The 25,850-nt window shown below is 43.4% G+C and carries 27 protein-coding genes and 1 riboswitch; of the genes, 25 read left to right on the top strand and 2 right to left on the bottom strand.

Annotation, left to right across the window (positions count from 1 at the left end; genetic code table 11):
- Positions 1 to 23: 23 nt before the first annotated feature.
- Positions 24 to 126: riboswitch (SAM riboswitch) on the top strand.
- A gap of 68 nt (positions 127 to 194) precedes the next feature.
- The 8 genes from NST39_RS08025 to NST39_RS08060 all read left to right on the top strand — a co-directional run bounded on the left by NST39_RS08025 (position 195) and on the right by NST39_RS08060 (position 6,084).
- Positions 195 to 332, top strand: coding sequence for a DUF2292 domain-containing protein (locus NST39_RS08025; RefSeq protein ID WP_113754944.1), 138 nt, complete (start codon positions 195 to 197; stop codon positions 330 to 332).
- A 41-nt stretch (positions 333 to 373) separates the two neighbouring features.
- On the top strand, positions 374 to 1,075 hold the full coding sequence (locus NST39_RS08030; protein ID WP_003211029.1) for a phosphoadenylyl-sulfate reductase: 702 nt from the start codon (positions 374 to 376) through the stop codon (positions 1,073 to 1,075).
- Between the two features lie 13 nt (positions 1,076 to 1,088).
- Positions 1,089 to 2,153, top strand: coding sequence for an inorganic phosphate transporter (locus NST39_RS08035; RefSeq protein ID WP_341027823.1), 1,065 nt, complete (start codon positions 1,089 to 1,091; stop codon positions 2,151 to 2,153).
- A gap of 57 nt (positions 2,154 to 2,210) precedes the next feature.
- Positions 2,211 to 3,347: a sulfate adenylyltransferase gene (gene sat, locus NST39_RS08040; protein WP_106065260.1), complete on the top strand. Its 1,137-nt coding sequence runs from the start codon at positions 2,211 to 2,213 to the stop codon at positions 3,345 to 3,347.
- A 14-nt stretch (positions 3,348 to 3,361) separates the two neighbouring features.
- Complete coding sequence (cysC, locus tag NST39_RS08045; RefSeq protein WP_044141963.1) at positions 3,362 to 3,955, top strand: adenylyl-sulfate kinase; 594 nt, start codon at positions 3,362 to 3,364, stop codon at positions 3,953 to 3,955.
- Positions 3,956 to 3,984: 29 nt separating this feature from the next.
- Positions 3,985 to 4,740, top strand: coding sequence for a uroporphyrinogen-III C-methyltransferase (gene cobA, locus NST39_RS08050; protein WP_065097248.1), 756 nt, complete (start codon positions 3,985 to 3,987; stop codon positions 4,738 to 4,740).
- Between the two features lie 74 nt (positions 4,741 to 4,814).
- The gene (locus NST39_RS08055) at positions 4,815 to 5,600 is read left to right on the top strand and encodes a sirohydrochlorin chelatase (RefSeq protein WP_111911487.1); all 786 of its coding nucleotides are present in this window, start codon (positions 4,815 to 4,817) and stop codon (positions 5,598 to 5,600) included.
- Entirely contained in the window at positions 5,581 to 6,084 is a 504-nt protein-coding gene (locus NST39_RS08060) for a precorrin-2 dehydrogenase/sirohydrochlorin ferrochelatase family protein (protein WP_341027826.1), read from the top strand. The genes NST39_RS08055 and NST39_RS08060 overlap by 20 nt, the downstream gene beginning before the upstream one ends.
- Positions 6,085 to 6,114: 30 nt before the next feature.
- On the opposite strand, the gene NST39_RS08065 is transcribed toward NST39_RS08060, so the two are convergent.
- Entirely contained in the window at positions 6,115 to 7,824 is a 1,710-nt protein-coding gene (locus NST39_RS08065) for an Rqc2 family fibronectin-binding protein (RefSeq protein ID WP_341027828.1), read from the bottom strand.
- 164 nt (positions 7,825 to 7,988) lie between these two features.
- On the opposite strand from NST39_RS08065, the gene NST39_RS08070 reads away from it, so the two are divergent.
- The 17 genes from NST39_RS08070 (at position 7,989) to spoVM (ending at position 25,555) form a co-directional block, all read left to right on the top strand.
- A complete protein-coding gene (locus NST39_RS08070) occupies positions 7,989 to 10,664 on the top strand; it encodes a calcium-translocating P-type ATPase, SERCA-type (protein WP_065097252.1) in 2,676 nt (891 codons plus the stop codon).
- Positions 10,665 to 10,746: 82 nt separating this feature from the next.
- Complete coding sequence (locus tag NST39_RS08075) at positions 10,747 to 11,622, top strand: YicC/YloC family endoribonuclease (RefSeq protein WP_065097253.1); 876 nt, start codon at positions 10,747 to 10,749, stop codon at positions 11,620 to 11,622.
- 76 nt (positions 11,623 to 11,698) lie between these two features.
- Positions 11,699 to 11,968, top strand: coding sequence for an extracellular matrix/biofilm regulator RemA (remA, locus tag NST39_RS08080; RefSeq protein WP_008344898.1), 270 nt, complete (start codon positions 11,699 to 11,701; stop codon positions 11,966 to 11,968).
- Between the two features lie 9 nt (positions 11,969 to 11,977).
- The gene (gmk, locus tag NST39_RS08085; protein WP_044141952.1) at positions 11,978 to 12,592 is read left to right on the top strand and encodes a guanylate kinase; all 615 of its coding nucleotides are present in this window, start codon (positions 11,978 to 11,980) and stop codon (positions 12,590 to 12,592) included.
- 3 nt (positions 12,593 to 12,595) lie between these two features.
- Positions 12,596 to 12,799: a DNA-directed RNA polymerase subunit omega gene (gene rpoZ, locus NST39_RS08090; protein ID WP_003211647.1), complete on the top strand. Its 204-nt coding sequence runs from the start codon at positions 12,596 to 12,598 to the stop codon at positions 12,797 to 12,799.
- 117 nt (positions 12,800 to 12,916) lie between these two features.
- The gene (gene coaBC, locus NST39_RS08095) at positions 12,917 to 14,134 is read left to right on the top strand and encodes a bifunctional phosphopantothenoylcysteine decarboxylase/phosphopantothenate--cysteine ligase CoaBC (RefSeq protein WP_341027830.1); all 1,218 of its coding nucleotides are present in this window, start codon (positions 12,917 to 12,919) and stop codon (positions 14,132 to 14,134) included.
- Positions 14,131 to 16,539, top strand: a complete 2,409-nt coding sequence (priA, locus tag NST39_RS08100) for a primosomal protein N' (RefSeq protein ID WP_341027831.1) — start codon at positions 14,131 to 14,133, stop codon at positions 16,537 to 16,539. The genes coaBC and priA overlap by 4 nt, the downstream gene beginning before the upstream one ends.
- Before the next feature lie 15 nt (positions 16,540 to 16,554).
- Positions 16,555 to 17,037 carry a peptide deformylase gene (def, locus tag NST39_RS08105; RefSeq protein WP_003211767.1) on the top strand — a complete coding sequence of 161 codons (483 nt, stop codon included), beginning with the start codon at positions 16,555 to 16,557 and terminating at the stop codon, positions 17,035 to 17,037.
- Positions 17,038 to 17,042: 5 nt separating this feature from the next.
- Positions 17,043 to 17,996 (top strand): methionyl-tRNA formyltransferase, encoded by a 954-nt coding sequence (gene fmt / locus NST39_RS08110; RefSeq protein WP_265208345.1) that lies wholly within the window; start codon positions 17,043 to 17,045, stop codon positions 17,994 to 17,996.
- On the top strand, positions 17,983 to 19,326 hold the full coding sequence (rsmB, locus tag NST39_RS08115; protein ID WP_113767653.1) for a 16S rRNA (cytosine(967)-C(5))-methyltransferase RsmB: 1,344 nt from the start codon (positions 17,983 to 17,985) through the stop codon (positions 19,324 to 19,326). The genes fmt and rsmB overlap by 14 nt, the downstream gene beginning before the upstream one ends.
- A gap of 3 nt (positions 19,327 to 19,329) precedes the next feature.
- Positions 19,330 to 20,412 (top strand): 23S rRNA (adenine(2503)-C(2))-methyltransferase RlmN, encoded by a 1,083-nt coding sequence (gene rlmN, locus NST39_RS08120; RefSeq protein WP_265208346.1) that lies wholly within the window; start codon positions 19,330 to 19,332, stop codon positions 20,410 to 20,412.
- 3 nt (positions 20,413 to 20,415) lie between these two features.
- Positions 20,416 to 21,186 (top strand): Stp1/IreP family PP2C-type Ser/Thr phosphatase, encoded by a 771-nt coding sequence (locus NST39_RS08125; RefSeq protein WP_044141946.1) that lies wholly within the window; start codon positions 20,416 to 20,418, stop codon positions 21,184 to 21,186.
- Positions 21,180 to 23,135, top strand: a complete 1,956-nt coding sequence (gene pknB, locus NST39_RS08130) for a Stk1 family PASTA domain-containing Ser/Thr kinase (protein ID WP_341027834.1) — start codon at positions 21,180 to 21,182, stop codon at positions 23,133 to 23,135. Before NST39_RS08125 ends, pknB begins: the two co-directional genes overlap by 7 nt.
- Positions 23,136 to 23,147: 12 nt before the next feature.
- Complete coding sequence (rsgA, locus tag NST39_RS08135; protein ID WP_340961135.1) at positions 23,148 to 24,044, top strand: ribosome small subunit-dependent GTPase A; 897 nt, start codon at positions 23,148 to 23,150, stop codon at positions 24,042 to 24,044.
- A gap of 3 nt (positions 24,045 to 24,047) precedes the next feature.
- Positions 24,048 to 24,698 (top strand): ribulose-phosphate 3-epimerase, encoded by a 651-nt coding sequence (gene rpe / locus NST39_RS08140; RefSeq protein ID WP_058014015.1) that lies wholly within the window; start codon positions 24,048 to 24,050, stop codon positions 24,696 to 24,698.
- A 60-nt stretch (positions 24,699 to 24,758) separates the two neighbouring features.
- Positions 24,759 to 25,403, top strand: a complete 645-nt coding sequence (locus NST39_RS08145; RefSeq protein ID WP_341027836.1) for a thiamine diphosphokinase — start codon at positions 24,759 to 24,761, stop codon at positions 25,401 to 25,403.
- A gap of 71 nt (positions 25,404 to 25,474) precedes the next feature.
- Entirely contained in the window at positions 25,475 to 25,555 is an 81-nt protein-coding gene (gene spoVM / locus NST39_RS08150) for a stage V sporulation protein SpoVM (protein WP_008354550.1), read from the top strand.
- Between the two features lie 69 nt (positions 25,556 to 25,624).
- Here the strand turns inward: spoVM and rpmB are convergent, their stop codons facing one another.
- A complete protein-coding gene (gene rpmB, locus NST39_RS08155; protein WP_003212514.1) occupies positions 25,625 to 25,813 on the bottom strand; it encodes a 50S ribosomal protein L28 in 189 nt (62 codons plus the stop codon).
- Between the last annotated feature and the right edge of the window lie 37 nt (positions 25,814 to 25,850).

Consider the following 25,850-nt stretch of genomic DNA (forward strand, 5'->3'; position numbering starts at 1 on the left):
TTAATATTTAAGACAAATTAAAACACTTATCCAGAGAGGTGGAGGGACTGGCCCGATGAAGCCCGGCAACCTGCGATTTGCAAGGTGCTACTTCCTGCAAAATGATTCTATTTTGAAAGATAAGGAAATCGTGAGCTTCCTCATCTTTCTTTCGGACTGAAAGGAAGTTTTTTTATTTTAACGGTGAGGGGGAAGTGAAGCAAAAGCAGGATGAAGACTTAATTGAAGCCTATGCAGAAACTGATTGGGGATATGAATTCAGTTTAGTTACACTGATTGTTCAGGACGGTCAAGTGATTCAAGTGGCAGAAGACAGAAAAAAATTCAGTTGACGTAGTGCGGAGAGTAGTGATACTCCGGAAGGGGAGAAACAATGTTAACTTATGAAAATTGGCAAGAGCCGTCCATTACATTTCAAGAAGATGATTTGTATAAAGGGGCCTTATCTGTGCTGAAATGGGCATACGGTCATTATGGTGATCAGCTCGTTTATGCATGCAGTTTTGGTATTGAAGGCATCGTCCTCATTGATCTGATTGCGAAAGTAAAAAAGGATGCAAGAATTGTCTTTTTAGATACAGGTCTGCATTTTAAGGAAACGTACGACACAATTGATGCGGTAAAGGAAAGATACCCCGGTTTAGATATTGTGCTGAAAACCCCTGAGCTGACGGTTGAGGAGCAAAACGAGCAGCATGGTGATCAGCTATGGAAAACAGATCCTCAAAGCTGCTGCCATATGCGTAAGGTCATTCCTTTGCAAGAAGCGCTATCTGGCTATCCGGCATGGCTTTCTGGCTTAAGGAGAGAGCAGTCACCTAAGCGAGCAGGGACGAACTTTTTAAATAAGGATGAAAAATTCAAATCAGTGAAAGTATGTCCGCTTATCCACTGGACGTGGAAGGACATATGGAGATATGCATCTAGAGAGGAACTTACTTATAATCCGCTGCATGATCAGGGATATCCAAGTATCGGGTGTGCCCCGTGTACACAGCCAGCATTTACTGCCGAGGATCTGCGGTCTGGCAGATGGTCAGGCACAGCTAAGACTGAGTGCGGATTACATGAGTAAGGGAGCATAGTGTATGGAAATTGCCGCAATTTTATTTAGTTTATTTTTCGCTCTAAACATTGGCGCGAGTGGTGCAGCAGCTTCGATGGGAATCGCGTACGGATCAGGTGCGATTCGAAAGCCGACCTATGCACTCAGTGTATGCGCAGTTGGGATTTTAGCAGGTTCAGTTATTGGCGGTGGTGAGGTTGTCAAAACGATTAGCTCTGGGATTATGCCTGAATCCGTCATTACACTTGAAATTGTTTGTATTATTATTGGTTCTGCTGCATTATCACTCTTTATAGCGAATCTGATGGCCATTCCTTTGTCAACGAGTGAGGTGACAGTAGGAGCTGTGGTTGGTGTCGCGGTCGCATATAAAGTATTGTATGTGAAATCCATTTTAGTCATTGTGGCATTTTGGGTCATCATTCCGCTTGTCGCCTTTCTTTTTACCTTTGTTGTAGTCAAAATCATCAGAATGTTCCCTAAACGTAAGTTGTCTAAAAAAGGAACAATTATTTTATCCATTGTTTTAATCCTTAGTGGATTTTTAGAAGCATTTTCAGCAGGCATGAACAATGTGGCAAATGCAGTCGGTCCACTTGTTGCCGCGGGCGTTTTGTCAGTTGGGCAAGGAACGCTTTACGGCGGAATCTTTGTCGCCATTGGAGCCCTCTTGCTTGGTAGAAGAGTACTGGAAACAAACGGAAAGAAAATTACCCGCTATCAAACGGGCGAAGGGATATTGCTTTCCGGTACCGGTGCTGGACTTGTCATCGTCAGCTCTATTTTTGGGCTGCCAGTCCCACTTACCCAAATCACCTCCTCGTCTATCATTGGGCTTGGCATGGCAAAAGGCGGACCTAATATTTTTCATAAACATGTGGTGAAAAAAATGCTGAAAGTGTGGGTTGTATCACCCTTTTTATCACTCAGTCTATCGTATTTGCTGGTGAGTCTTTTCTTAAAAGGAGACTATTACTCTATCTTTATCATGATGAGTGTACTGCTTGCCTCACTTGGTGCGCTAAGTCTGATGAAGGCAGTCAAAAATGAAAGCAGCTCGATTCATGAACAGGGCGGCGGGATTTAACGACAAATCCGACTATTTACATCTAATAAATAAGAACATTGAGAGGAAGATGAACAAATGAGTTTAACACCACATGGTGGCGTATTAATTAATCGAGTAAATGAAGAGTATGACCTCAGTACGGCTGCAAAGGAAATTGAACTAGATGCTATCTCTTTTGCAGACCTTGAACTCATAGCAATTGGCGGGTATAGTCCAATTGAAGGGTTTTTAACAAAAGCTGATTATGAAGCGGTTGTGAGCAGTATGCGGCTAGCAAGTGGTGTCGTTTGGTCTCTTCCTATTACACTGCCAGTGACAAAGGAAAAGGCAGCGGAAATTCATCGAGGCGATATTGTGCGTCTATCGTATAACGGAACTGTATATGGCGTGATTGAAGTAGAGGATCAATACACACCAGATAAGGAAAAAGAAGCGGTGAATGTGTATAAAACTGATGACCGCAATCATCCAGGCGTGAAAAAATTATTTGAACGCGGTGACACGTACATTGGCGGTAAAATTACACTGACAAAACGCAGCGAAAAACCATTCCCTCAATTTACGTATGAGCCGGAAGAAACAAGACGTCATTTTAAAGAGAACGGCTGGAAAACGATTGTTGGTTTCCAAACGAGAAACCCTGTTCACCGTGCCCATGAATATATTCAAAAGACAGCACTTGAAACCGTCGATGGTTTATTTTTAAATCCACTTGTCGGTGAAACAAAATCAGACGATATTCCGGCAGACGTGAGAATGAAAAGCTATCAAGTGTTATTGAACGGTTATTACCCGAAGGATCGCGTCTTTTTAGGTGTTTTTCCTGCGGCAATGCGTTATGCTGGACCAAAGGAAGCAATCTTTCACGCGCTTGTTCGTAAAAATTACGGCTGTACTCACTTTATTGTGGGAAGAGATCATGCAGGTGTTGGTGATTATTACGGCACATACGAGGCGCAGGAGTTATTTGAACAATTTACAAGCGAAGAAATTGGCATTACCCCGTTAAAATTTGAACATAGCTTCTACTGTAATACATGTGAAGCAATGGCAACACCAAAAACATGTCCTCACGATAAAAGCGAGCATGTCATTCTTTCAGGTACAAAGGTTCGAACGATGCTGAGAAACGGAGAATTACCGCCAAGCACGTTCAGCCGAAAAGAAGTCATTGAAACATTAATCGAAGGGTTAAAAACGACGGTATCTTAATGGGAGGGTATGACATGAGCAACGAACATATCGTGTGGCATGATTCATCTATTACAAAAAAAGAATATCAACAAAAAAACAATCATAAAAGCGGCATTATTTGGCTCACAGGTCTAAGTGGATCAGGTAAATCAACAATCGCAAATGCAGCGGCTAGAGAACTGTTTGAACAAGGTTATCAAGTCACTGTTCTTGATGGTGATAATGTGCGACATGGACTGAATAAAGATTTAGGGTTTTCAGATGATGACAGAAAAGAGAACATCCGACGTATCGGAGAAGTGGCGAAATTATTTGTTGAGCAAGGAACGATTGTCATCACGGCTTTTATTTCACCATTTCAAGAAGACCGCCGCATTGTCAGACAGTTAGTTGAAGCGGGAGAATTTCACGAAGTGTTTGTGAAATGTGATCTGAACGTATGCGAAGAGCGTGACCCAAAGGGTTTATATAAAAAAGCTAGAAATGGTGAAATTCCATTTTTCACCGGAATTGATTCACCGTATGAAGAGCCAGCTGCACCTGAGCTCGTTCTAGATACAGGTGAATTATCGCGTGAAGAGTCCAAACAGCGTCTTGTTGATTATGTAAAGGGAAGAGCGAAATAATCGCCTGATGGCAGGGGGAGAAAAGCACGATGGGGAAAGTATACATTGTGGGGGCTGGACCTGGGGATCCAGACTTAATTACATTAAAAGCCCATAAGGCAATACAGCAGGCAGATGTCATTTTATATGATCGCCTTGTCAATCAAGAAATACTCGCCCACGCCAAACCCGAGGCGGAATTAATCTATTGCGGCAAGCTCCCGAATCATCATACGATGAGACAGGAAGCCATCAATGAAGCCCTTGTGACCCATGCAAAGGAAGGGAATGTTGTCGTCCGTCTGAAAGGCGGCGACCCCTTTGTATTTGGCCGCGGCGGTGAAGAAATCGAATGCTTAGCTGAGCACGGAATTCCATATGAAGTTGTCCCGGGGATTACCTCTGGTATTGCAGCAGCTGCTTATGCAGGTATTCCTGTGACGCACCGTGAATTCAGCTCGAATGTTGCGTTTGTCACGGGTCACTATCAAAAAGATGAGCATTTTGAAGAAAAGTGGGAGGCACTGGCTACGGGGATTGATACCCTTGTGATTTACATGGGCGTCAAAAACGTAGAAAGAGTGCAGCAGCTTCTTTTAAAAAATGGACGTGATCCTGAAACGCCAGCAGCGTTTATACACTGGGGAACCACGACGAGGCAAAAGACGACTTGCTGCACTGTGGCGACACTGTCTGAAACCGTTGAAAAAGAAGGCATCGAGCATCCAAGCTTAATAGTTGTTGGAGATGTCGTTCATTTTCACCAAAAGCTGAACTGGTTTGAACCTGCCCTTATTGAGAAATGAGATTGATAAAGACAAGACACGTACATTGATCGTGTCTTTTCGTCTGAACAAAACAAGTGAGAGGGAGGAGCCGCATGAAACAAGCTGTACTTTATGTTGGGCATGGAAGCAGGGTAAAAGAAGCACAAGATAAAGCCATTTCTTTTATGAAAAGCTGTATGCCGTTAGTAGAAGCCGAAATACAAGAAATTTGTTTTTTAGAACTGACAGCCCCTTCTATAGAGGAAGGTTTTGAAGCCTGTGTGAAAAAAGGAGCTACACACATTGCGATTGTCCCGCTCCTCCTTTTAACTGCTATGCATGCTAAATCGGATATTCCAGTTGAGATTGAGAAAGTTCAAAAACGATACCCGCAAGTGAAGGTCACATACGGGAAACCAATTGGGGTCAATCAAGAAGTGACAAAAGCAGTTGCTGCAAGAATTGAAGAAGCAGGATATCAAGGCGGGAAAGCACGGATTCTTTTAATTGGCCGCGGAAGCTCTGATCCAGATGTGAAGCGAGATGTGTTTGGCATTGCGGACGATGTCCGGCGCCTGCTGCCTCTTGCTGAGGTCTTGCCATGTTTTATTACAGCATGTGAGCCAAATTACCGAGATGTTCTGGCGCAATTAACAGCAGATGATGATACGCCTGTCTATCTCGTTCCTTACTTGTTGTTTACGGGTATTTTAATGAAAGAGATTGAAAGCGAAGCGGCTCAGGCGAGAGAGAGGCTGAAAGATGTCCGGGTATGCCGGTATATTGGCTTTCATCCGCATGTAAAAGCAGCTTATATTGAACGCGTGCAAGAAACCATTTTAAACAAAGACGATGCGTTTCATTTCCAAGGAGAAAGCCATGCTTCCAGTCCATCTTGATTTAACCAATCAACAAGTGCTCATCGCCGGCGGTGGAAAAATAGCCGCAAGAAGGGCAGAGGCGCTATGCATAGAGCCTTGCCACATCACCATCGTGAGTCCTGACATTTCTAAAGAGATGGCACGTCTCATTGATACATACAACCTGAATTGGAAAGAAAAGAAAGTGGAAGCTCAAGATGTAGAGGATGCATTTTTCATTGTCGCTGCTACAAATGATCCGGTGGTAAATGAATGGATTGCACAAACAGCACGGCCTCACCAGCTTGTGAATTGTGTGAGTCAATCAGAGCTTGGCAATGTGATCGTGCCAAAGGTGGTCAAAGCAGGGAAAGTGACGATTTCAGTCTCTACAAGCGGTGCAAGCCCAGCCCGGACAAAACAGCTGGCTGCGGAAATTGAGACATTGCTTGAACAAGAGGATGTAGATGCACTTGATGCTCTCTATATCGAAAGAAAAAAACAACAAAGAAAAAGCCGATAAAATCTCTTGAAAGGATTTTATCGGCTTTTATTATTTTCGCAGCTTTAGCACCACATCTTCGTCAGGCGTGACAAATAATGTTTGCTGTTGATCATACGTCACAAATCCGGGCTTGGCTCCCTTTGGTTTTTTCATATGCCGGATTTTCGTGTAATCGACAGGAACGGAGCTCGACTCTTTTGCCTTCGAGAAGTAGGCAGCGATTTGAGCCGCTTCAAGTAGCGTCTGTTCATCAGGCGTTTGATGACGGATGACGACATGTGATCCAGGAATATCTTTCGTGTGTAGCCAAATGTCGTCACGGGCAGCCGCCTTTGTGGTTAAATACTCGTTTTGTTTGTTGTTTTTTCCGACTAATATCGGAATCCCTTGAGACGATTCATACGCTTCAAGCTGAATGGCCGCCGTTTTTTTCTTTTTGGCGTTACGCTTTTGTTTGGCGCGTAAATATTTCCCTTCAACAAGCTCTTCTCTCATTTCCTCTAAATCCCTCGGTGAGGCAGAGGAGAGCTGCTGAATCAACTCATCAAAATAAACAATCTCTTCATGCGTCCGCTCAATTTGCTCATTGACCGCTTCTACTGCATTTTTTGCCTTTTGATATTTTATGAAATATGCTTGCGCATTTTCAGAAGGGGTTTTGTTTGTTTTGAGCGGTATTGTGATCTCTCCGCCATCTTCATCGTAATAATTGATGACAGTCGCTTCTTTATCCCCTTTTTTGATGGCATATAAATTGGCTGTTAGCAATTCGCCATAGAGCTGGTATTTATGGGCATTTTGAGATTCTTCAAGGGTTCTGTTCAGTTTTTTGAGTTTGTTTTCATTTTTCTTTTTTTCATTTACGACAAACCGTTCAAGGTCAGACGCTTGTTGTTTCACTCTGTCTCTTTCAGCTTTGCCGAAATAAAAGCGGTCAAGCAGCTGGCTGAGAGAGTCGAATGTCTTTATTTCACCATCGACATGCTGCAGTTCTAATAAATAGAAATATTCTTTCCCGTCTTTTCTTGTGAGCTGCGGGGTAAAGGAATGCATGCGAATCAGCTGGAACATGTCGAGCAGTGTATTTGGAATCGTTTCCTTATTGGCAAGACCGGCCCTGTGTACAGCTTCCTTTGCAAACAGCGGAGAAACCCCAGAGAATGAATCGACAATTTGCTTTGCGATCATTCCTTCTTGAAAGCGTAAATGCTTTAAAATATCGTCCTTCGTTACTGCAAACGGATTTAATTTTTGCTGCGCAGGCGGCAGAAGGTATTCGTGACCAGGAAGCACTGTTCGATAGCTGTTCACAGATGGAGAAAGATGCTTCAAGCCATCGATGATCTGCTGCGTGTCATCTTCGACAAGAATCAAATTACTATGCCTTCCCATGATTTCAATGTAGAGCTTTCGAGTCTGTTCGTCGCCAATTTCATTGCGACTTCGTACATGAAGTACGATCACACGGTCAAATCCAATTTGTTCGAAACGCTCAATGAATCCGCCCTCAAGATGTTTTCTAAGGAGCATACAAAACATTGGAGGTTCGCTTGGATTGTCATATTGCTGCTCTGTGAGCTGCACTCTAGCGTAGCTCGGATGAGCGGATAAAAGGAGCTTGTGATTTTTTCCGTTTGCCCGGATATGAAAAATCAACTCGTGCTTATATGGCTGATGAATTTTTGAAATTCTTCCACCAGTTAATGTCTCTTGCAATTCATTTGTCATACCATATGTAAAAATGCCGTCAAATGACATGTTGGATACACCCTCTTCTTTCACACAAATCTACTGAAAGAACCTTTCATTTCTCGTTCTTTAGGCAGTCTTATTATTATAGCATGATTTAGGACGAGTCTGAATAAACTGGCTTATAGAACACTGCATATGAGAGAGAACAAAAGAGGAGTGGACGAGGTCAAATGAATTGGCATGAACTGAACCAAACCGATTTATTAAAAACAATGAATACATCGATAGGTGACGGACTGTCAGAAAAAGATGTACAAAAACGGCTTGAAAAACACGGGCCAAATGAATTGCAAGAAGGGAAAAAGGCGTCGGCTCTGATCATTTTTTTAGCGCAATTTAAAGACTTTATGGTGTTAATCTTGCTTGCAGCAACGATCATTTCTGCTTTTCTAGGCGAATACATTGATGCAGTCGCCATTGTAGCGATTGTTCTAATTAATGGAGTGCTCGGATTTTATCAAGAACGCCGGGCGGAAAAATCCCTTCAAGCGCTAAAGGAATTATCAACCCCGCATGTATATGCAAAGAGAAATAATGAATGGATCAAGATCCCGTCCAAACATCTCGTGCCAGGGGATATTGTGAAATTTTCAAGTGGAGACCGGATTGGGGCAGATATTAGATTACTAGAAACAAAGAGCCTGGAAATCGAGGAGTCTGCTCTCACTGGCGAATCCATTCCAGCAGTCAAACACGCAAGTCCGCTTTCTAGTAATCATGTCTCGCTTGGAGATTTGACGAACATGGCCTTTATGGGGACGCTTGTCACTAGAGGAAGCGGCATGGGCGTTGTCATTGGTACAGGAATGAATACAGCGATGGGACAAATTGCCGGCATGCTGGATGCAGCAGGGAATATGGAAACACCGCTGCAAAGACGTCTCGAACAGCTGGGGAAAATCCTCATTGTGGCTGCTTTATTTTTAACTGTGCTCGTTGTGGTTCTTGGCATTGTGCAAGGACATGATTTGTATCATATGTTCCTGGCGGGAGTATCTCTTGCGGTTGCTGCCATTCCTGAAGGGCTGCCGGCGATTGTCACCGTCGCACTTTCCTTAGGAGTACAGCGGATGATCAAACAAAAATCGATTGTCAGAAAGCTCCCGGCGGTGGAGACTCTTGGCTGTGCGTCGATTATTTGCTCAGACAAAACAGGAACCATGACGCAAAATAAAATGACTGTGACCCATGTATGGGCAGAGGGCAAAACGTGGAATATTTCTGGTACGGGCTATGAGCCATCTGGTGATTTCACCTTGAACGGAGAACTTGTCCATGTAGACAAACATCCAAGCCTGCAAAAGGTGTTATTATACGGGGCGCTTTGTAATACATCGACCATCGTTGAAAAAGATGGCGAAATGAGGCTTGATGGTGATCCGACAGAGGGGGCACTTCTCACCGCAGCACGTAAAGCGGGTTTTACAGAGCAATTCATTGAAGCAGGATTTCACGTAGTAGAAGAGTTTCCTTTTGATTCAGAAAGAAAGATGATGTCAGTCGTCGTCGAAACGAATCAAAAAGAGCGGTACGTCATTGCAAAAGGTGCGCCGGATGTCTTGATGAACCGTTCAAGCCATATCATGCACGGCGGACGCACAGCTTCATTTTCAACCACTCACAGGCAAGAAACAGAGGCTGCGATTCAAGGATTAGCAAGACAAGCGCTGAGAACGATTGCCATTGCGTATAAAAAAGTTGGTCTGACAGAGAAAATCACCACTGTCCAGCAGGCTGAAACTGATTTAACATTTATCGGACTAGAGGGCATGATCGACCCGCCTCGTCCTGAAGTGAGACGAGCGATTAAAGAGTGTAGGGATGCGGGCATAAAAACAGTCATGATTACAGGGGATCACGTGGAAACAGCCAAAGCGATCGCAAAAGACTTGAGCCTTTTACCAAAGCAAGGAAAGGTGCTCGACGGAAAAGCGCTGGATCAGCTGAGTGACAAAGAGCTTGAGCAAACGGCTGAAAATGTATACGTCTTTGCACGGGTATCACCGGAGCATAAGCTGAGAATTGTGAAGGCTTATCAAAAAAATGGACATATTGTAGCGATGACAGGTGACGGGGTCAATGATGCGCCTGCAATTAAGCAAGCAGATATCGGTATCTCCATGGGCATCACTGGAACAGACGTAGCCAAGGAAGCGTCCTCTCTTATTTTACTTGATGACAACTTTGCGACCATTAAATCGGCCATTAAAGAAGGCCGAAATATTTATGAAAACATTCGTAAATTTGTTCGCTATTTGCTCGCATCAAATGTGGGAGAAATTTTGGTTATGCTGTTTGCGATGCTTCTAGCGCTTCCGCTTCCTCTCGTTCCTATTCAAATTTTATGGGTCAACCTTGTCACAGATGGTCTTCCGGCGATGGCGCTTGGTATGGATAAGCCAGAAGGCGATGTCATGAAAAGGAAGCCGAGGAATATGAAAGAGGGGATTTTTGCTAGAGGGCTCGGCTGGAAGGTTGTATCTAGAGGGTTCCTCATTGGACTTGCGACCCTTTTAGCATTTATGTTTGTGTATCACCGTGATCCAAACAACCTGCCATATGCACAGACTGTTGCATTTAGTACGCTTGTGTTGGCGCAGCTCATTCATGTATTTGACTGCCGAAGTGAACGATCTATCTTTGAACGCAATCCATTCGGGAATCTCTACTTAATCGGTGCGGTTTTGTCATCACTTTTACTGATGTTTGTGGTCATTTATTATCCGCCGCTTCAGCCGATTTTCAAAACGGTGGCGATTGCACCAATTGATTGGCTGTTGATCATCGGTATGTCTGCACTGCCAACTTTTTTACTGGCAGGATCACTTTTGACAAGAAAAAAATAATTCGTTATGGTATAATTTTGAGGTAATAGTGTCTGCTATTACCTTTTTCATTTATTAATATGAAAGAATTGGGTGTTTTGACATGATACGCAGTATGACGGGATTCGGTCAAGCGAGTAAAACGGATGGAGAACTGACAGTGTCAGTTGAGTTAAAATCGGTCAATCACCGTTTTAAAGAGGTTCATGCCCGTTTGCCGAGGCCGCTTTTATATTTCGAAGACATATTAAAAAAAATCATTCTTCGTCACGTGCAGCGTGGTAGAATTGAGTTGTTTGTTACGATTGAAGGCGGTAAACTAGCAAGCCGGTCCTTGCAGATCGACTGGCCGCTGCTTGATGAATACATGAAAGCCGCAAAAGATCTCGAGAAACGCTATCACATTTCAGGCATTCAGCATGCACATGACTTACTGGGGCTAGAGCATGCCGTTCAAGTAGAAGAATCGTCCAGCCGAAATGAGCAATTAGAGCAATTGCTGATGGAAGCTTGTGAAACGGCTGTCAAGGAGCTTTGCTTCATGAGAGAGCAGGAGGGAACATCACTTCAAAAAGACTGTGAGCTGAGGCTTTCTGAATTAGAGGCCTATACAGAAGAAATCAAAGTCTTTGCACCAGAGGTTGTGAGTCAGTATAAAGACAGGCTCAATCAGAGATTGCAAGAATGGATCGGAGAGGCGCTTGACGAAAGCAGATTGACAACAGAGGCTGCGATCTTTGCTGACCGCTGTGACATTACAGAAGAAATTACGAGATTGAAAAGTCACTTTCAGCAATTCCAGCAAATCTTGATGCAAGGCGGTGCTGCTGGCAGAAAACTTGATTTTCTTGTACAGGAGCTCAACCGTGAAGTGAACACCATTGGCTCAAAAGCGAACCATCATCACTTAACAAAGCTGGTGGTTGAAATGAAAAGTGCTATTGAAAAAATAAAAGAACAAGTGCAAAATATAGAATAGTCATTGTGTATGCTGTTTACAGTACGTCTCTTTCGGCGAGACTAGAGACGTTTATAATACAGGGGGACGTTAGAAGATGACCATAAAGTTGATCAATATCGGATTTGGAAACATCATTTCAGCGAATCGGATGATTTCGATCGTCAGTCCGGAATCAGCACCGATTAAACGAATGATACAAGACGCAAGAGATCGAGGCATGCTCATAGATGCTACATACGGAAGAAGAACCCGTGCTGTTGTCATTATGGACAGTGACCATGTCATCTTATCTGCCGTTCAGCCTGAGACTGTCGCGCAAAGACTTTCTGTAAAAGAAGAAATCATAGATGAAGGGCAGGGGTAATACGCCATTATGAAAGAAAGAGGACTATTAATCGTTCTCTCTGGACCTTCGGGAGTTGGAAAAGGAACGGTCAGACAAGCCATTTTCTCCCAGAAAGATACGAAATTTGAATACTCAATTTCTGTGACAACACGTAAACCGCGTGAAGGTGAAAGAAATGGTGTCGATTATTTCTTTAAATCCAGGGAAGAATTTGAACATATGATTGAAAACAAAAAGCTGTTAGAATGGGCAGAGTATGTCGGGAATTACTACGGCACGCCTGTTGACTATGTAGAACAGACATTAAGCGAAGGAAAAGATGTTTTCCTTGAAATCGAAGTGCAAGGTGCACTTCAAGTAAGAGAAGCATTCCCAGAAGGTCTTTTTATTTTCCTTGCACCGCCTAGTCTTTCAGAACTTCAGAACCGCATCATTACACGTGGTACAGAGTCTGAGGAGCTCATTCGAAATCGAATGGCTGCTGCAAAAGAAGAGATTGAAATGATGGATGCTTACGACTATGTCGTGGAAAACGATGATGTCGAGCTTGCTTGTGAAAGAATCAAAGCGATCGTCCTTGCAGAACACCTGCGCAGAGACAGAGTCGCACCAAGATATAAAAAAATGCTGGGGGTAGAATAAACTATGTTAGATCCTTCAATTGACTCATTGATGAACAAACTTGATTCAAAATACACACTTGTGACAGTGTCTGCACGCCGTGCACGTGAAATGCAGATCCATCAAGATCAGCAAATTGAAAATACAAAGTCTTACAAATTTGTAGGCAAAGCACTTGAAGAAATTGATGCCGGTCTTTTGACATTTGAAAAAGAGGATCAAGAATAACACATCGCTTCTGCTATGCAGATACGATACGTTCAAAAAAGTCAAAACTATGATTGGTTTTGACTTTTTTGAATTGTAGACGAATTTGTGAAAAAGGCCGTTAAGGGGGACAAACGAATGTTACAGTCAAAAAATATTTTGCTCGGCGTCAGCGGAGGAATCGCCGTATATAAAGCAGCTGCACTTACTAGTAAACTCGTACAGGCGGGCGCAAATGTAAGAGTGATTATGACAGAATCTGCCCGTGAGTTTGTGTCTCCGCTTACCTTCCAAGCACTGTCTAGGCATGAGGTGTATGTGGATACATTTAAAGAAAACAATCCAAAAGTCATTGCGCATATTGACGTAGCTGACTGGGCCGACCTCATTCTTGTTGCCCCTGCAACAGCACATACGATTGGCAAAATGGCGGCAGGGCTTGCAGATGATATGCTCACGACGACCTTACTTGCTTCAACTGCTCCTGTATGGATCGCACCAGCTATGAATGTGCATATGTATGATCACCCGGCTGTAAAGCGGAACATTCGCACATTATATGAGGACGGCTACCGGTTTATTGAACCGAGTGAAGGTTATTTAGCCTGTGGCTATATTGGAAAAGGGCGATTAGAGGAGCCTGAAAAAATAGTTGAGCACATCCGTGCATTTTTTGAAGAGCTAAAAAATTTACCACTTTCAGGTAAAAAAGTCGTGGTGACAGCAGGTCCTACACGAGAAGTCATCGATCCTGTGCGTTTCTTTACAAATCGATCGTCAGGAAAAATGGGCTATGCAATTGCAGAGGCTGCGCAGCAGATGGGGGCTGATGTCACGCTTATTTCAGGACCTGTTTCTTTAACGGCACCTGATCATGTACATGTGGTACACGTTGAATCGGCAGAGGACATGTATCAAGCCTCATTAGCTGTGTACGAGGAAGCGGACCTTGTCATTAAATCAGCAGCAGTCGCCGACTATACCCCTGTGACCTCATATCCTCATAAAATGAAAAAACAGGACGGCGGCTTAGAAATTGAATTCACCCGGACAAAAGATATTTTAAAAGAGCTGGGGAAAAGAAAAGAGCATCAAGTGCTTGTCGGTTTTGCAGCTGAAACGCAGGATGTAGAATATTATGCGAAAAAGAAAATCGAATCCAAGCATTTAGATATGATTGTAGCCAACAATGTCACAAAAGAAGGTGCAGGTTTTGGCACAGACACAAATGTAGCAGCAATCATCAAAGCAGATGGTACAACAACAGAACTGCCGATGATGAGCAAAAAAGACCTCGCTTTTGAAATCTTAAAGGAGGCAAAACAGCTGTTGCCAAAAGAGCGTGATCGCGCATGATTGCTGAAGTCATCGTAGATGTCACAACGAAAGCCATTGACCGGCCATTCGATTACCGTGTACCAGATCGATTCAAAGATCTCGTCAAAGCGGGAATGAGGGTGGTCGTCCCCTTTGGCCCGAGGAAGATTCAAGGGTTTGTGACAAAAGTCAAAGAAGAAACAGATGTAAAAACAGGAAGCATAAAGGGCATTGTCGATTTATTTGATTTATCACCTGTTCTGACAGATGAGCTATTGGAGCTTTCCCACTGGCTGACGGAAAAAACATTGTCCTATCACATTACGGCACTTCAATCGATGCTGCCTGCAGCCATGAAGGCGAAGTATGAAAAAGAAATTCAAGTGCTGTCAGATGAAGAACTTCCGCAGTCATTGAAAGAGCTTTTCGGTCAGCGAGACAGCATTCTTTACGCTGACATCCCAGCCGAACAACTAAAACAGATTCAAAAGCATGTCCAAAAAGGTCATTTAGAGGTAAGGTATCACGTCTCGCAAAAATCTGGAAAGAAAAAAGTGCGCACGCTCCAACTAGCTGCATCAAAAGATAAGCTTGAAGAAAAACAGCAGCAGCTGAAGAAAAATGCGGTGAAACAAAAGGCTCTGCTCTCCTTTTTGCTTCAAGCGAGTGAGACGACCTTTTTAGCGAAAGACTTGCAGCAGCAAACAGGCGCGAGTTCTCAAACGCTTAAAACCTTTATTCAAGAGGGGCTGCTAACAGAAAGCTATGAAGAGGTCTACCGGGATCCTTATCGTGACCGGGCATTTACACCTTCTGCTTCACTTGACCTTATGCCAGAACAAGCAGAAGCGGCAAAACATATTCATCAAGCAGTCAGTGACGACCGGCATGAAACCTTTCTGCTGCACGGGGTGACAGGAAGCGGTAAAACGGAGATTTACTTGCAGACGATTGATCATGCCCTACAAAAAGGAAAAGAAGCGATCGTCCTCGTTCCAGAAATCTCGTTAACCCCTCAAATGGTTCAGAGGTTTAAAGAACGATTCGGTTCAAATGTGGCTGTACTTCATAGCGGCTTATCGACAGGGGAAAAATATGATGAATGGCGGAAAATCCACCGCAAGGAAGTCAAACTTGTCGTGGGCGCGAGATCGGCTGTTTTCGCACCATTTGAAAATCTAGGCATGATTATCATAGATGAAGAGCATGAATCTTCTTATAAACAAGAGGAAATGCCTCGTTATCATGCCAAGGACGTCGCCATTGAACGAGCCAGAAGGCATCGTTGCCCAGTTGTTTTAGGTAGTGCAACTCCTTCACTTGAAACCTATGCGCGTGCCAAAAAAGGCGTGTTTACATTGTTGACGCTCAAAAACCGAGTCAACCAGCAGCAGCTGCCGCACGTTTCGTTAATTGATATGAGAGAAGAATTGAGAAATGGCAACAGGTCCATGTTTTCAGAAGAATTAATGCTCAGATTAAAGGAAGTGCTTGAAAGAAAAGAACAAGCCGTCTTATTTCTGAATAAAAGGGGCTATTCATCCTTTGTGATGTGCCGTGATTGCGGATATGTGGAGCAATGTCCTCATTGCGAAATTTCTCTCACCTATCACCGCTATCAAAAACGGCTGAAATGCCATTATTGCGGTCACGAGGCACCGGTGCCAGCTGAATGTCCAGAATGCCATAGTGAGCATATTCGCTATTTTGGTACGGGTACGCAGCGTGTAGAAGAAGAGCTGACAAAAGTACTGCCAGAGGCAAGAGTCATCCGAATGGATGTGGATACAACGTCTCGTAAAGGTGCTCACGAAAAGCTCCTCACATCTTTTGGCAATAAAGAAGCAGATATTTTGCTTGGGACGCAGATGATTGCAAAAGGGCTAGATTTCCCAGATGTCACACTTGTTGGTGTTCTAAGTGCGGATACGTCTCTTCATATCCCTGATTTCCGTTCAAGTGAAAAAACATTTCAGCTTCTCACGCAGGTCAGCGGCAGGGCAGGACGACATGAAAAAGAGGGCTCTGTGATCATTCAATCGTATACGCCTTCTCACTATAGTATTGAATTAACGAAGCAGCATGACTACGAAGCCTTTTATGAACAGGAGATGCTGCATCGCCGCCACCAGTCCTATCCGCCGTATTACTTTTTGGCGATGGTGACAGTATCACATGAGGAAGTGACGAAGGCAGCACATGTCACGGATCAAATTGTTCAGTTCCTCAAAATGAACTGTGCACCGAATACAAGAATTCTTGGTCCGGCTGCATCACCAATCGCTAAGATCAAAGATAGATATCGATATCAATGCGTGATAAAATACAAAAGGGAAAATGAACTGGCAAGTTTACTACGGAAAATACAAGATCATTATCAAAAGGAAATGGAACAAAAACAATTGATGATTTCAATAGATATGAATCCATATATGATGATGTAAAACGGAGGGCTTTAAGTGGCAGTAAAACCAATAGTCATGCATCCGGCAGAAGTACTTGAACAAAAGGCAGAGCCTGTCGATACGTTCGATAAAAAGCTCAAAAAACTGCTTGATGATATGTATGATACAATGCTTGAGCTAGATGGAGTCGGACTAGCAGCACCACAAATTGGCATTTCACAAAGAATTGCTGTTGTCGATATCGGAGAAGAACCTGGCAGAATTGATTTAGTGAATCCTGAGGTTCTTGAAATAAAAGGAAGTCAAACAGATATTGAAGGCTGCCTCAGCTTTCCATCTTTATACGGCACAGTAGAAAGACCGAGCTATGTGAAGGTAAAAGCCTTTGATAAGAAAGGCAAACCATTTACAATAGAAGCAGAAGGATTTTTAGCAAGAGCCTTATTGCACGAAATTGATCATTTAGACGGGATATTATTTACGTCGAAAATCATTCAAACCTATACAGAAAAAGAACTTGCGGAAATGGAAGGGTGAAGAAAATGGCACGTATTATATTTATGGGAACCCCTGATTTCTCAGTACCTGTGCTGCAGACACTCATAACAGAAGGATACGAAGTTGTCGGGGTCGTCACGCAGCCAGATCGCCCGAAAGGCAGAAAACGAGTACTCACGCCGCCTCCTGTGAAAGTGGAAGCCTTAAAGCACGGCATTCCGGTCTTGCAGCCTGAAAAGGTGCGCCTTGATGAAGAAATTGATAAAGTGCTTGCCTTAAAGCCGGATTTAATTGTCACGGCGGCATTTGGACAAATTTTGCCAAAACGATTACTAGATGAACCTCAGTTTGGCTGTATCAATGTACATGCCTCACTGCTGCCAGAACTAAGAGGGGGCGCGCCGATCCATTATGCGATCCTTCAAGGCAAAAAGAAAACAGGCGTCACGATCATGTACATGGTGGAACGACTTGATGCAGGGGACATGATCAGTAAAGTAGAAGTAGAAATTGACGAATTAGACAATGTCGGAACATTGCATGACAAATTAAGTGTTGCAGGCGCTGCACTATTGAAAGATACTGTGCCAAATGTTCTGAGCGGATCTATTTCGCCAATTCCGCAAAATGAAGAAGCGGCAACGTACGCACCTAATATTAAGCGGGAGCAAGAAAGAATAGATTGGGCAAAAACTGGTGAAGAGCTTTACAACCAAGTTCGCGGCTTAAATCCGTGGCCAGTTGCCTATACTGAATGGAACGGGGCTCATCTAAAAGTATGGGAAGCGAAAAAAGTTCCACTCGAAGCGCAAGAAGAACCTGGGAAAGTGATTGAGCTTCAAAAAGAAGGTCCAGTCATTGGAACTGGGAATAAACAAGGCCTTTTATTAACAGGTGTACAGCCAGCTGGTAAGAAAAAAATGAGCGGCGAAGACTTCCTAAGAGGCGCAAATATCGAAATGGGACAGAAATTAGGGTTAATGAATGAAGAAAAGTAATGTGAGAGAAGTAGCGCTGGACGCTTTAATCAAACTCGAACAAAACCAAGCTTACAGTAATTTACTTTTGCAGTCAGTCATGAAAGACAAAGACTTGGCAGATCAGGACAAACCGCTCTTAACAGAGCTTGTGTACGGTACACTGCAAAACAAGCTGGCATTAGATTATATGCTGGCACCATTTGTGAAAAAACCGCAAAAGGTGGCTCCGTGGGTCATGCAACTTTTGCGGATGTCCCTTTATCAAATGGTGTACCTTGAAAAGATTCCAGATCGTGCAGCCATCCATGAAGCAGTTGAGCTAACGAAAAAGAGAGGGCACAAGGGCATATCTTCACTTGTGAACGGCGTTCTTCGATCCGTGCAAAGAGAAGGCGTTCCGGCTTTTGATGACATCAAAGATCCAGTCAAGCGGCTTTCGATTGAGACAAGCCACCCATTATGGCTCGTGCAGGAATGGGTTCAGTCGTACGGATTTGAAGCGGCAGAAAGCATGTGCCGCATTCATTTAGTGCCGCCAAAGCAAACCCTTCGTGTCAATCGATTGAAAACCGGCCGCGCAGCACTGCAGCAAGAACTGCTGGATGCCGGAATTGAAACGGAGCTTGGCGACTTATCAGAAGATGCACTTAAGCTGATGAAAGGGTCCATCGTTTCAACCCCTTCTTTTCAAGAAGGCTATGTGACCATTCAAGATGAAAGCTCAATGCTTGTCGCAAGAGCACTAGACCCTCAGCCGGGAGAAGCTGTGCTTGACGCCTGTGCGGCTCCAGGCGGAAAATCAACACATATCGCAGAGCGTATGAATGACGAAGGACAAATTGTTTCACTTGATTTGCACGAACATAAAGTGAAACTCATCAAACAAGCAGCAAAACGTCTGAACCTTACTCAAATTGAGGCAAAAGCGCTTGATGCAAGGAAAGCAAAGGGCGATTACAGCGAAGCTTCATTTGACCGGATTCTGATTGATGCGCCGTGTTCTGGATTTGGCGTCATTAGACGAAAACCAGATATGAAATATACAAAGTCTAAAGAAGACTCAGCAAGGCTTGCTGCAATTCAGCAGGCAATCTTAAAAGAAACAGCTCCGCTTTTAAAGCCTGGCGGAACCCTTGTATATAGTACATGTACAATGGACCCAACAGAAAATCAACAAGTGATCCATGCGTTTTTACAAGAACACCAAGACTTCGAACCCGATCTATCTCTTAATGAACGGCTGCCTGAGCAGGTTGCTCCGTTTGTTCAAAACGGAAGTGTGCAAATTCTTCCTCATTATTTCGGAACAGATGGTTTCTTTATTTGCAGCATGAGAAAGAAGGGATAAAAAATGACAGAACAAAAAGTAAGAAAAGAACTGAAAACAGATATGCCGTCGATCTATTCATTTGAGCTTCACGAAATGAAAGAATGGTTAAAAGAACAAGACGAAAAGCCTTTCCGCGCAGCGCAAATTTTTGAGTGGCTTTATGAGAAACGTGTGACATCCTTTGATGAAATGTCTAACCTCTCCAAAGATTTAAGAGAAAAATTAAAAGCTCAATTTACAATCACAACATTAAAAACCGTGATCAAACAAACGTCTCAAGACGGAACGATCAAGTTTTTATTTGAACTGCATGATGGTTATACAATTGAAACAGTGCTTATGCGTCATGAATATGGAAACTCTGTCTGCGTGACAACACAGGTTGGCTGTAGAATTGGCTGTACATTCTGTGCATCTACACTTGGCGGTTTAAAACGAAACCTTGAAGCCGGAGAAATCGTTGCACAAGTATTGAAAGTACAGCAGGCACTTGACGAAACAGACGAGAGAGTCAGCTCTGTTGTCATCATGGGAATTGGCGAACCGTTTGATAACTTTGAAGAAATGCTTGCTTTCCTTAAAATCATCAACCATGATCATGGCTTAAATATTGGTGCACGCCATATTACGGTTTCGACAAGCGGAATCATTCCAAAGATCTATCAATTCGCTGATGAGCAAATGCAAATCAACTTTGCTGTGTCATTGCACGCACCGAACACAGAGATCAGAAGCCGCCTAATGCCGATCAATAAGGCATATAAGCTGCCAAAATTAATGGAAGCCATCGAATACTACATTCAAAAGACGGGTAGACGTGTCAGCTTTGAATACGGCCTGTTTGGCGGAGTAAATGATCAAGTTCACCATGCAGAAGAACTTGCAGACCTATTAAAAGGAATTAAGTGCCACGTGAACCTCATTCCGGTGAACTATGTACCAGAGAGAGATTATGTGAGAACACCTAGAGAACAAATCTTCCTATTTGAAAAAACGCTGAAAGAACGAGGCGTAAACGTAACGATTAGACGAGAGCAAGGCCATGACATTGATGCTGCTTGCGGTCAGCTAAGAGCGAAGGAGCGTCAGGAAGAGACGAGGTGACGAATGTTGATAAGGGCAGCCTTTCTTACCGATACAGGAAAAGTCCGTCAGCATAATGAAGATGATGCAGGTATTTTTGAAGCAAAAGAAGATTCACTTCTCGCTGTTGTAGCAGACGGCATGGGAGGTCATCTTGCTGGTGATGTCGCCAGCAAGATGGCAGTCTCTTCTTTAAAAGAATACTGGGAAGAAACATCTTCAATTCCAGAAAAGCCAGCCGATCAAGAAAGCTGGTTAATCTCAAAAATCAGTGACATTAATGACCAAGTTTATGAACATGCGCAAAACAATGAGGAGTGCCAAGGAATGGGGACGACCATTGTATGCGCGCTCGTTCATTTGCAAACGGTCACAATTGCGCATATTGGAGACAGCCGCTGCTACCTGCTAAGAGAAGGAGCGCTGACCCAATTAACAGATGATCATTCACTCGTGAATGAGCTTGTGAAAACGGGTGAAATTTCAAAAGCGGATGCAGAATATCATCCAAGAAAAAATGTGCTCACGAAAGCATTAGGAACAGATAAACGTGTTCAAATTGATGCACGCACTTTTGAAGTGGACCCAGGAGATCAAATCTTGCTTTGCTCAGATGGTCTATCGAATAAAGTAGAAGAAGAGAATTTGACTCATATATTAACGCAAACGACCGCACCAGAGGAAAAAGTAACAGAGTTAATACAAACAGCGAATGACAACGGCGGTGAAGATAACATTACAGCAGTATTGTTAGAAATCTCCTCCCAGCCAGAGGAGGGTGACAGCAAGTGTTGATCGGAAAAAGGATCAGCGGCCGTTATCAGATTCTTCGCGTCATAGGCGGAGGCGGAATGGCAAACGTCTATTTGGCGGAGGATATGATTTTAGATCGCGAAGTAGCGATTAAAATTTTGCGGTTTGACTTTGCGAGCGATGATGATTTTATTAGACGTTTCCGGAGGGAAGCGCAGTCAGCTGCAAGCTTAGATCATTCGAATATTGTCAGCATCTACGATGTCGGGGAAGAAGATGACATTTATTATATTGTCATGGAATATGTCGAGGGAATGACGCTGAAGGAATACATACACGCCAATGGCCCGCTTCATCCGAAAGAAGCCGTTCGCATCATGGAGCAAGTCGTTGCGGCGATGGAAGAAGCCCATGCGAAACAGCTCGTTCACCGTGACATTAAGCCTCACAATATATTAATAGACAATATGGGGAACATCAAAGTCACTGATTTTGGGATTGCCATGGCACTCAGCTCAGCGACCATTACCCATACAAATTCTGTCCTAGGCTCCGTGCACTACTTGTCTCCAGAACAAGCACGCGGGGGACTTGCAACGAAAAAGTCAGACATCTATTCGCTTGGGATTGTGCTCTATGAACTCATCTCAGGACGCATGCCATTTGAAGGGGAATCGGCTGTCAGTGTTGCACTGAAGCATTTGCAATCAGAGCCACCATCTGTGAGAAGATGGAATCCTTCTGTTCCACAAAGCGTGGAAAACATCATTTTAAAGGCGATGGCCAAAGATCCATTTTATCGATATGAAGATGCATCTGAAATGCAAAAAGACTTAAAAACCGCTTTCGATCCAGCCAGACTAAAAGAAAAACGCTTTGTTATTGAAGAAGACCATGAAGCAACGAAAGCGATCCCAATCATTCAAGATCATCAAATTGATCAAGACAATGAAAAAACATCCGTCCACTCGGCTCAAAAACCGAAGAAAAAAAAGAAACAAAAGCCGAAAAAGAAACGAAAAAAATGGCCATGGATTGTGGCATCCATCTTATTTATATTGACTGCTGCGACAATTTTAGCCATCACTGTGTTTCCAGGGCTGCTTTTTCCAAAAGATGTGGAAGTCACAGACGTATCTGGCATGACGGTTGAAAAAGCAGAAGATACCTTAAAGAAAGCTGGGTTCACCGTCGCTTCGGAGTCAATAGAGATCGCTGATGAGAAAATTGAAAAAGGTCTCGTCGTCAAAACAGACCCGAAAATCGGCACAAAGGTCAAAGAAGGAACAGAGATTCAGCTTTACGAAAGTACTGGCAAGGAAAAGACCGAATTACCTGATGTTACAGGCGAAAAGGTCGATAAAGCAAAAGAAATATTAGAGAAAAAAGGGTTTAAACAGGTCGTTGTGGAGGAAGTGAATGATAATGACACCGAGTCTGGGATTGTCATGGAACAGAGTCCTTCAGCGAATACTGAGCTTGTAGCAGCAGATGAAGAGGTCACGTTGACTGTCAGCATAGGTCCTGCCGATATTACATTACGTGATTTAACGACGTATAGTAAGCAAGCGGCATCGAATTATTTAGAGGATAACGGTTTAAAGCTCGATGAAAAAGAAGCGCATTCTGACGATGTGCCAAAAGGTGAGGTCATGAAGCAGGAACCGGGAGCAGGGACGGCTGTTAAACCAGGTGACACGGTCAAGATTACATTCTCTCTTGGACCGAAGGAAAAACCAGCCAAAACGGTGACTGAAAAGATTGCGATCCCTTATGAACCAGAAGCGGAAGGGCAGGAGATGAATGTCCAAATTTCCATTGATGATGCGGAGCATAGCATCTCTGATTCATACGAAAGCTTTAAAATCACTGCGCCGACTGAACGGACCATTAAATTTAAGATTGAACCAGGTCAAAAAGGATATTATCAAGTGACGGTGGATGATAAAGTCGTCAGCTCGAAAACGATCGAATACCCTGATGATGAATAAAGGAGGGACTTTATGCCTGAGGGCAAAATTATAAAAGCATTAAGCGGATTCTACTATGTGCTGGATGAGTCGCAAGAGAGTGGAAAAGTGGTTCAGTGCAGAGCGAGAGGCATCTTTCGAAAAAACAAAATTACACCTCTTGTTGGCGATTACGTCGTGTATCAAGCAGACAATGATAAAGAAGGCTACTTATTAGAAGTAAAAGAACGGACAAACGAACTTGTTCGTCCGCCTATTAGTAACGTCGATCAAGCGGTACTTGTTTTCTCAGCAGCAGAACCAACCTTTAGCACATCACTCTTAGACAGATTTTTAGTACTTGTTGAAGCCAATCATATTGAGCCGATTATCTGCATCACAAAAATGGACTTATTGAAAACAGACGAAGAGCGTGAAACGATCGAGGCATATGCAGACGACTATCGGCAAATGGGCTATGATGTTCATCTAACCTCTACGATTGAAGGAGATGGCATTGAGAAGCTGACCCCGCATTTCCACAATAAAATCACGGTATTTGCCGGTCAGTCTGGTGTAGGCAAATCCTCCCTTTTAAATGCGATGAGTCCTGAATTGGCGCTGAAAACAGATGATATCTCATCCCATCTCGGACGAGGAAAGCATACGACAAGACATGTCGAACTCATTCGAACAGCAGACGGGCTCATTGCAGATACTCCGGGCTTTAGCTCGCTCGAATTTACTGGTATCGAAGCAGAAGATCTAGGTCTATACTTTTTAGAGATTAGAGACCGAAGTGCAGATTGCAAATTTCGAGGCTGCCTGCATGTGAAAGAGCCTGGCTGTGCGATAAAAGATGCGGTCGAGCATGATCAAATCAAAGAATATCGCTATCAACATTATTTAGAGTTTTTAACTGAAATCAAAGACAGAAAGCCGAGGTACTAAATCATGGTTTATATTGCCCCTTCCATTTTATCAGCAGATTTTGCCAATTTGGAGAAAGATATCCGTGATGTGGAACAAGGCGGTGCAGATTACATTCATATCGATGTCATGGACGGTCATTTTGTTCCGAATATGACATTTGGGCCAAATGTCGTCGAAGCGATTAGACCGCATACGCGTCTTCCGCTTGATGTTCACTTAATGATTGAGCAGCCAGATCGGTATATTCCTGCATTCGCAAAAGCAGGCGCTGATATTATCTCTGTTCATGTGGAAGCTTGTCCGCACTTACACCGAACAATACAACATATGAAAGAACAAGGTGTAAAAGCAGGGGTCGTCTTGAATCCGCACACACCTGTTTCTCACATTGAGCATGTATTAGAAGATGTGGACCTTGTGTTATTCATGACAGTCAACCCTGGTTTCGGGGGACAGGCATTTATTCCATCTGTCCTCACGAAGGTAAAAGAAGTAAAAGCACTGAGTGAACAAAAGGGCTTAACCGATTTACTGATAGAAATAGACGGCGGTGTCAACGTAGAGACTGCAAAGAGCTGCAAAGAAGCAGGCGCTAATTTACTAGTAGCGGGCTCTGCGGTATACGGTAAAGACAACCGCGCAGCAGCGATCCAGGCAATTCGAGAAGCGTAAAGGAAGGAACCAAAGTCATTGTGATCTTTGGTTCTTTTTACATGGAGAGGAGCGTATATCATGCACATACATATCGTAGCTGGCGGTCCTTTTGAATACATCCCGCCACTTGAACGTGAAGCATCACAGGAGGATATTCTCTGGATTGGCGTAGACCGTGGAACCCTCTTCTTACTAGAGCAAGGCATCATCCCAGCCAAAGCTTTTGGTGATTTTGACAGTGTGACAGAAGAAGAGCTTCAGAAGCTGAAAGAGAAATTGCCTGCCCTGAATGTATTTCAAGCTGAAAAGGATGAAACCGATTTAGAGCTTGCACTGAACTGGGCACTGAGTCAGCACCCAGCACATATTTACATCTATGGTATTACAGGAGGAAGGGCGGATCATTTTCTAGGAAATATCCATCTTCTTTACAAAGGAATTCAGCACAAGCAGAATATCACCCTTGTAGACAAACAAAATATCATTCAAATGTTTGAACCTGGTACATACGAAATAAAAGAAGATCAGGATAAACAATATGTGTCGTTTCTACCCTTTGGAACACCGGTTGAAAAGCTAACATTAAAAGGTTTCAAATATCCTCTGAAAAATTGTCATATTGAGCCTGGTTCCACACTATGTATTAGTAACGAACTCATCCACTCAAATGGTACTTTTTCTTTTCATGAAGGCATATTAATAATGGTAAGAAGCAAAGATTGACCAACCTATCAATGTGGATGGCTGATTAAGCTCAATTGTGCTGCAAGCGGTACTTTTAGGAGGGGGACAAAATGAAATTTTATACAATCAAACTGCCTAGATTTCTTGGCGGCATTGTCCGTGCGATGCTTGGTTCATTTAAGAAAGATTAATGAGTAATCTCCTTTATTTCCACATAAAAACGCCTGCTACAATGAATTGTAGCAGGCGTTTACTCTTGCTTATACACGCTCAACTTTACCAGATTTCAAAGCTCGAGCTGATACATATACTCTTTTAGGCTTACCGTCCACTAGAATACGAACTTTTTGAAGGTTCGCGCCCCATGTACGTTTTGTAGAGTTCATTGCGTGAGAACGATTGTTCCCAGCTTTTGTTTTTCTGCCTGTGATAACGCATTTACGTGCCATTTGTTTCCCTCCTAACTGCGAAAACATCATCATATTC

The organism is Bacillus sp. FSL W8-0645 (assembly GCF_038007905.1).
Taxonomy (GTDB): domain Bacteria; phylum Bacillota; class Bacilli; order Bacillales; family Bacillaceae; genus Bacillus; species Bacillus pumilus.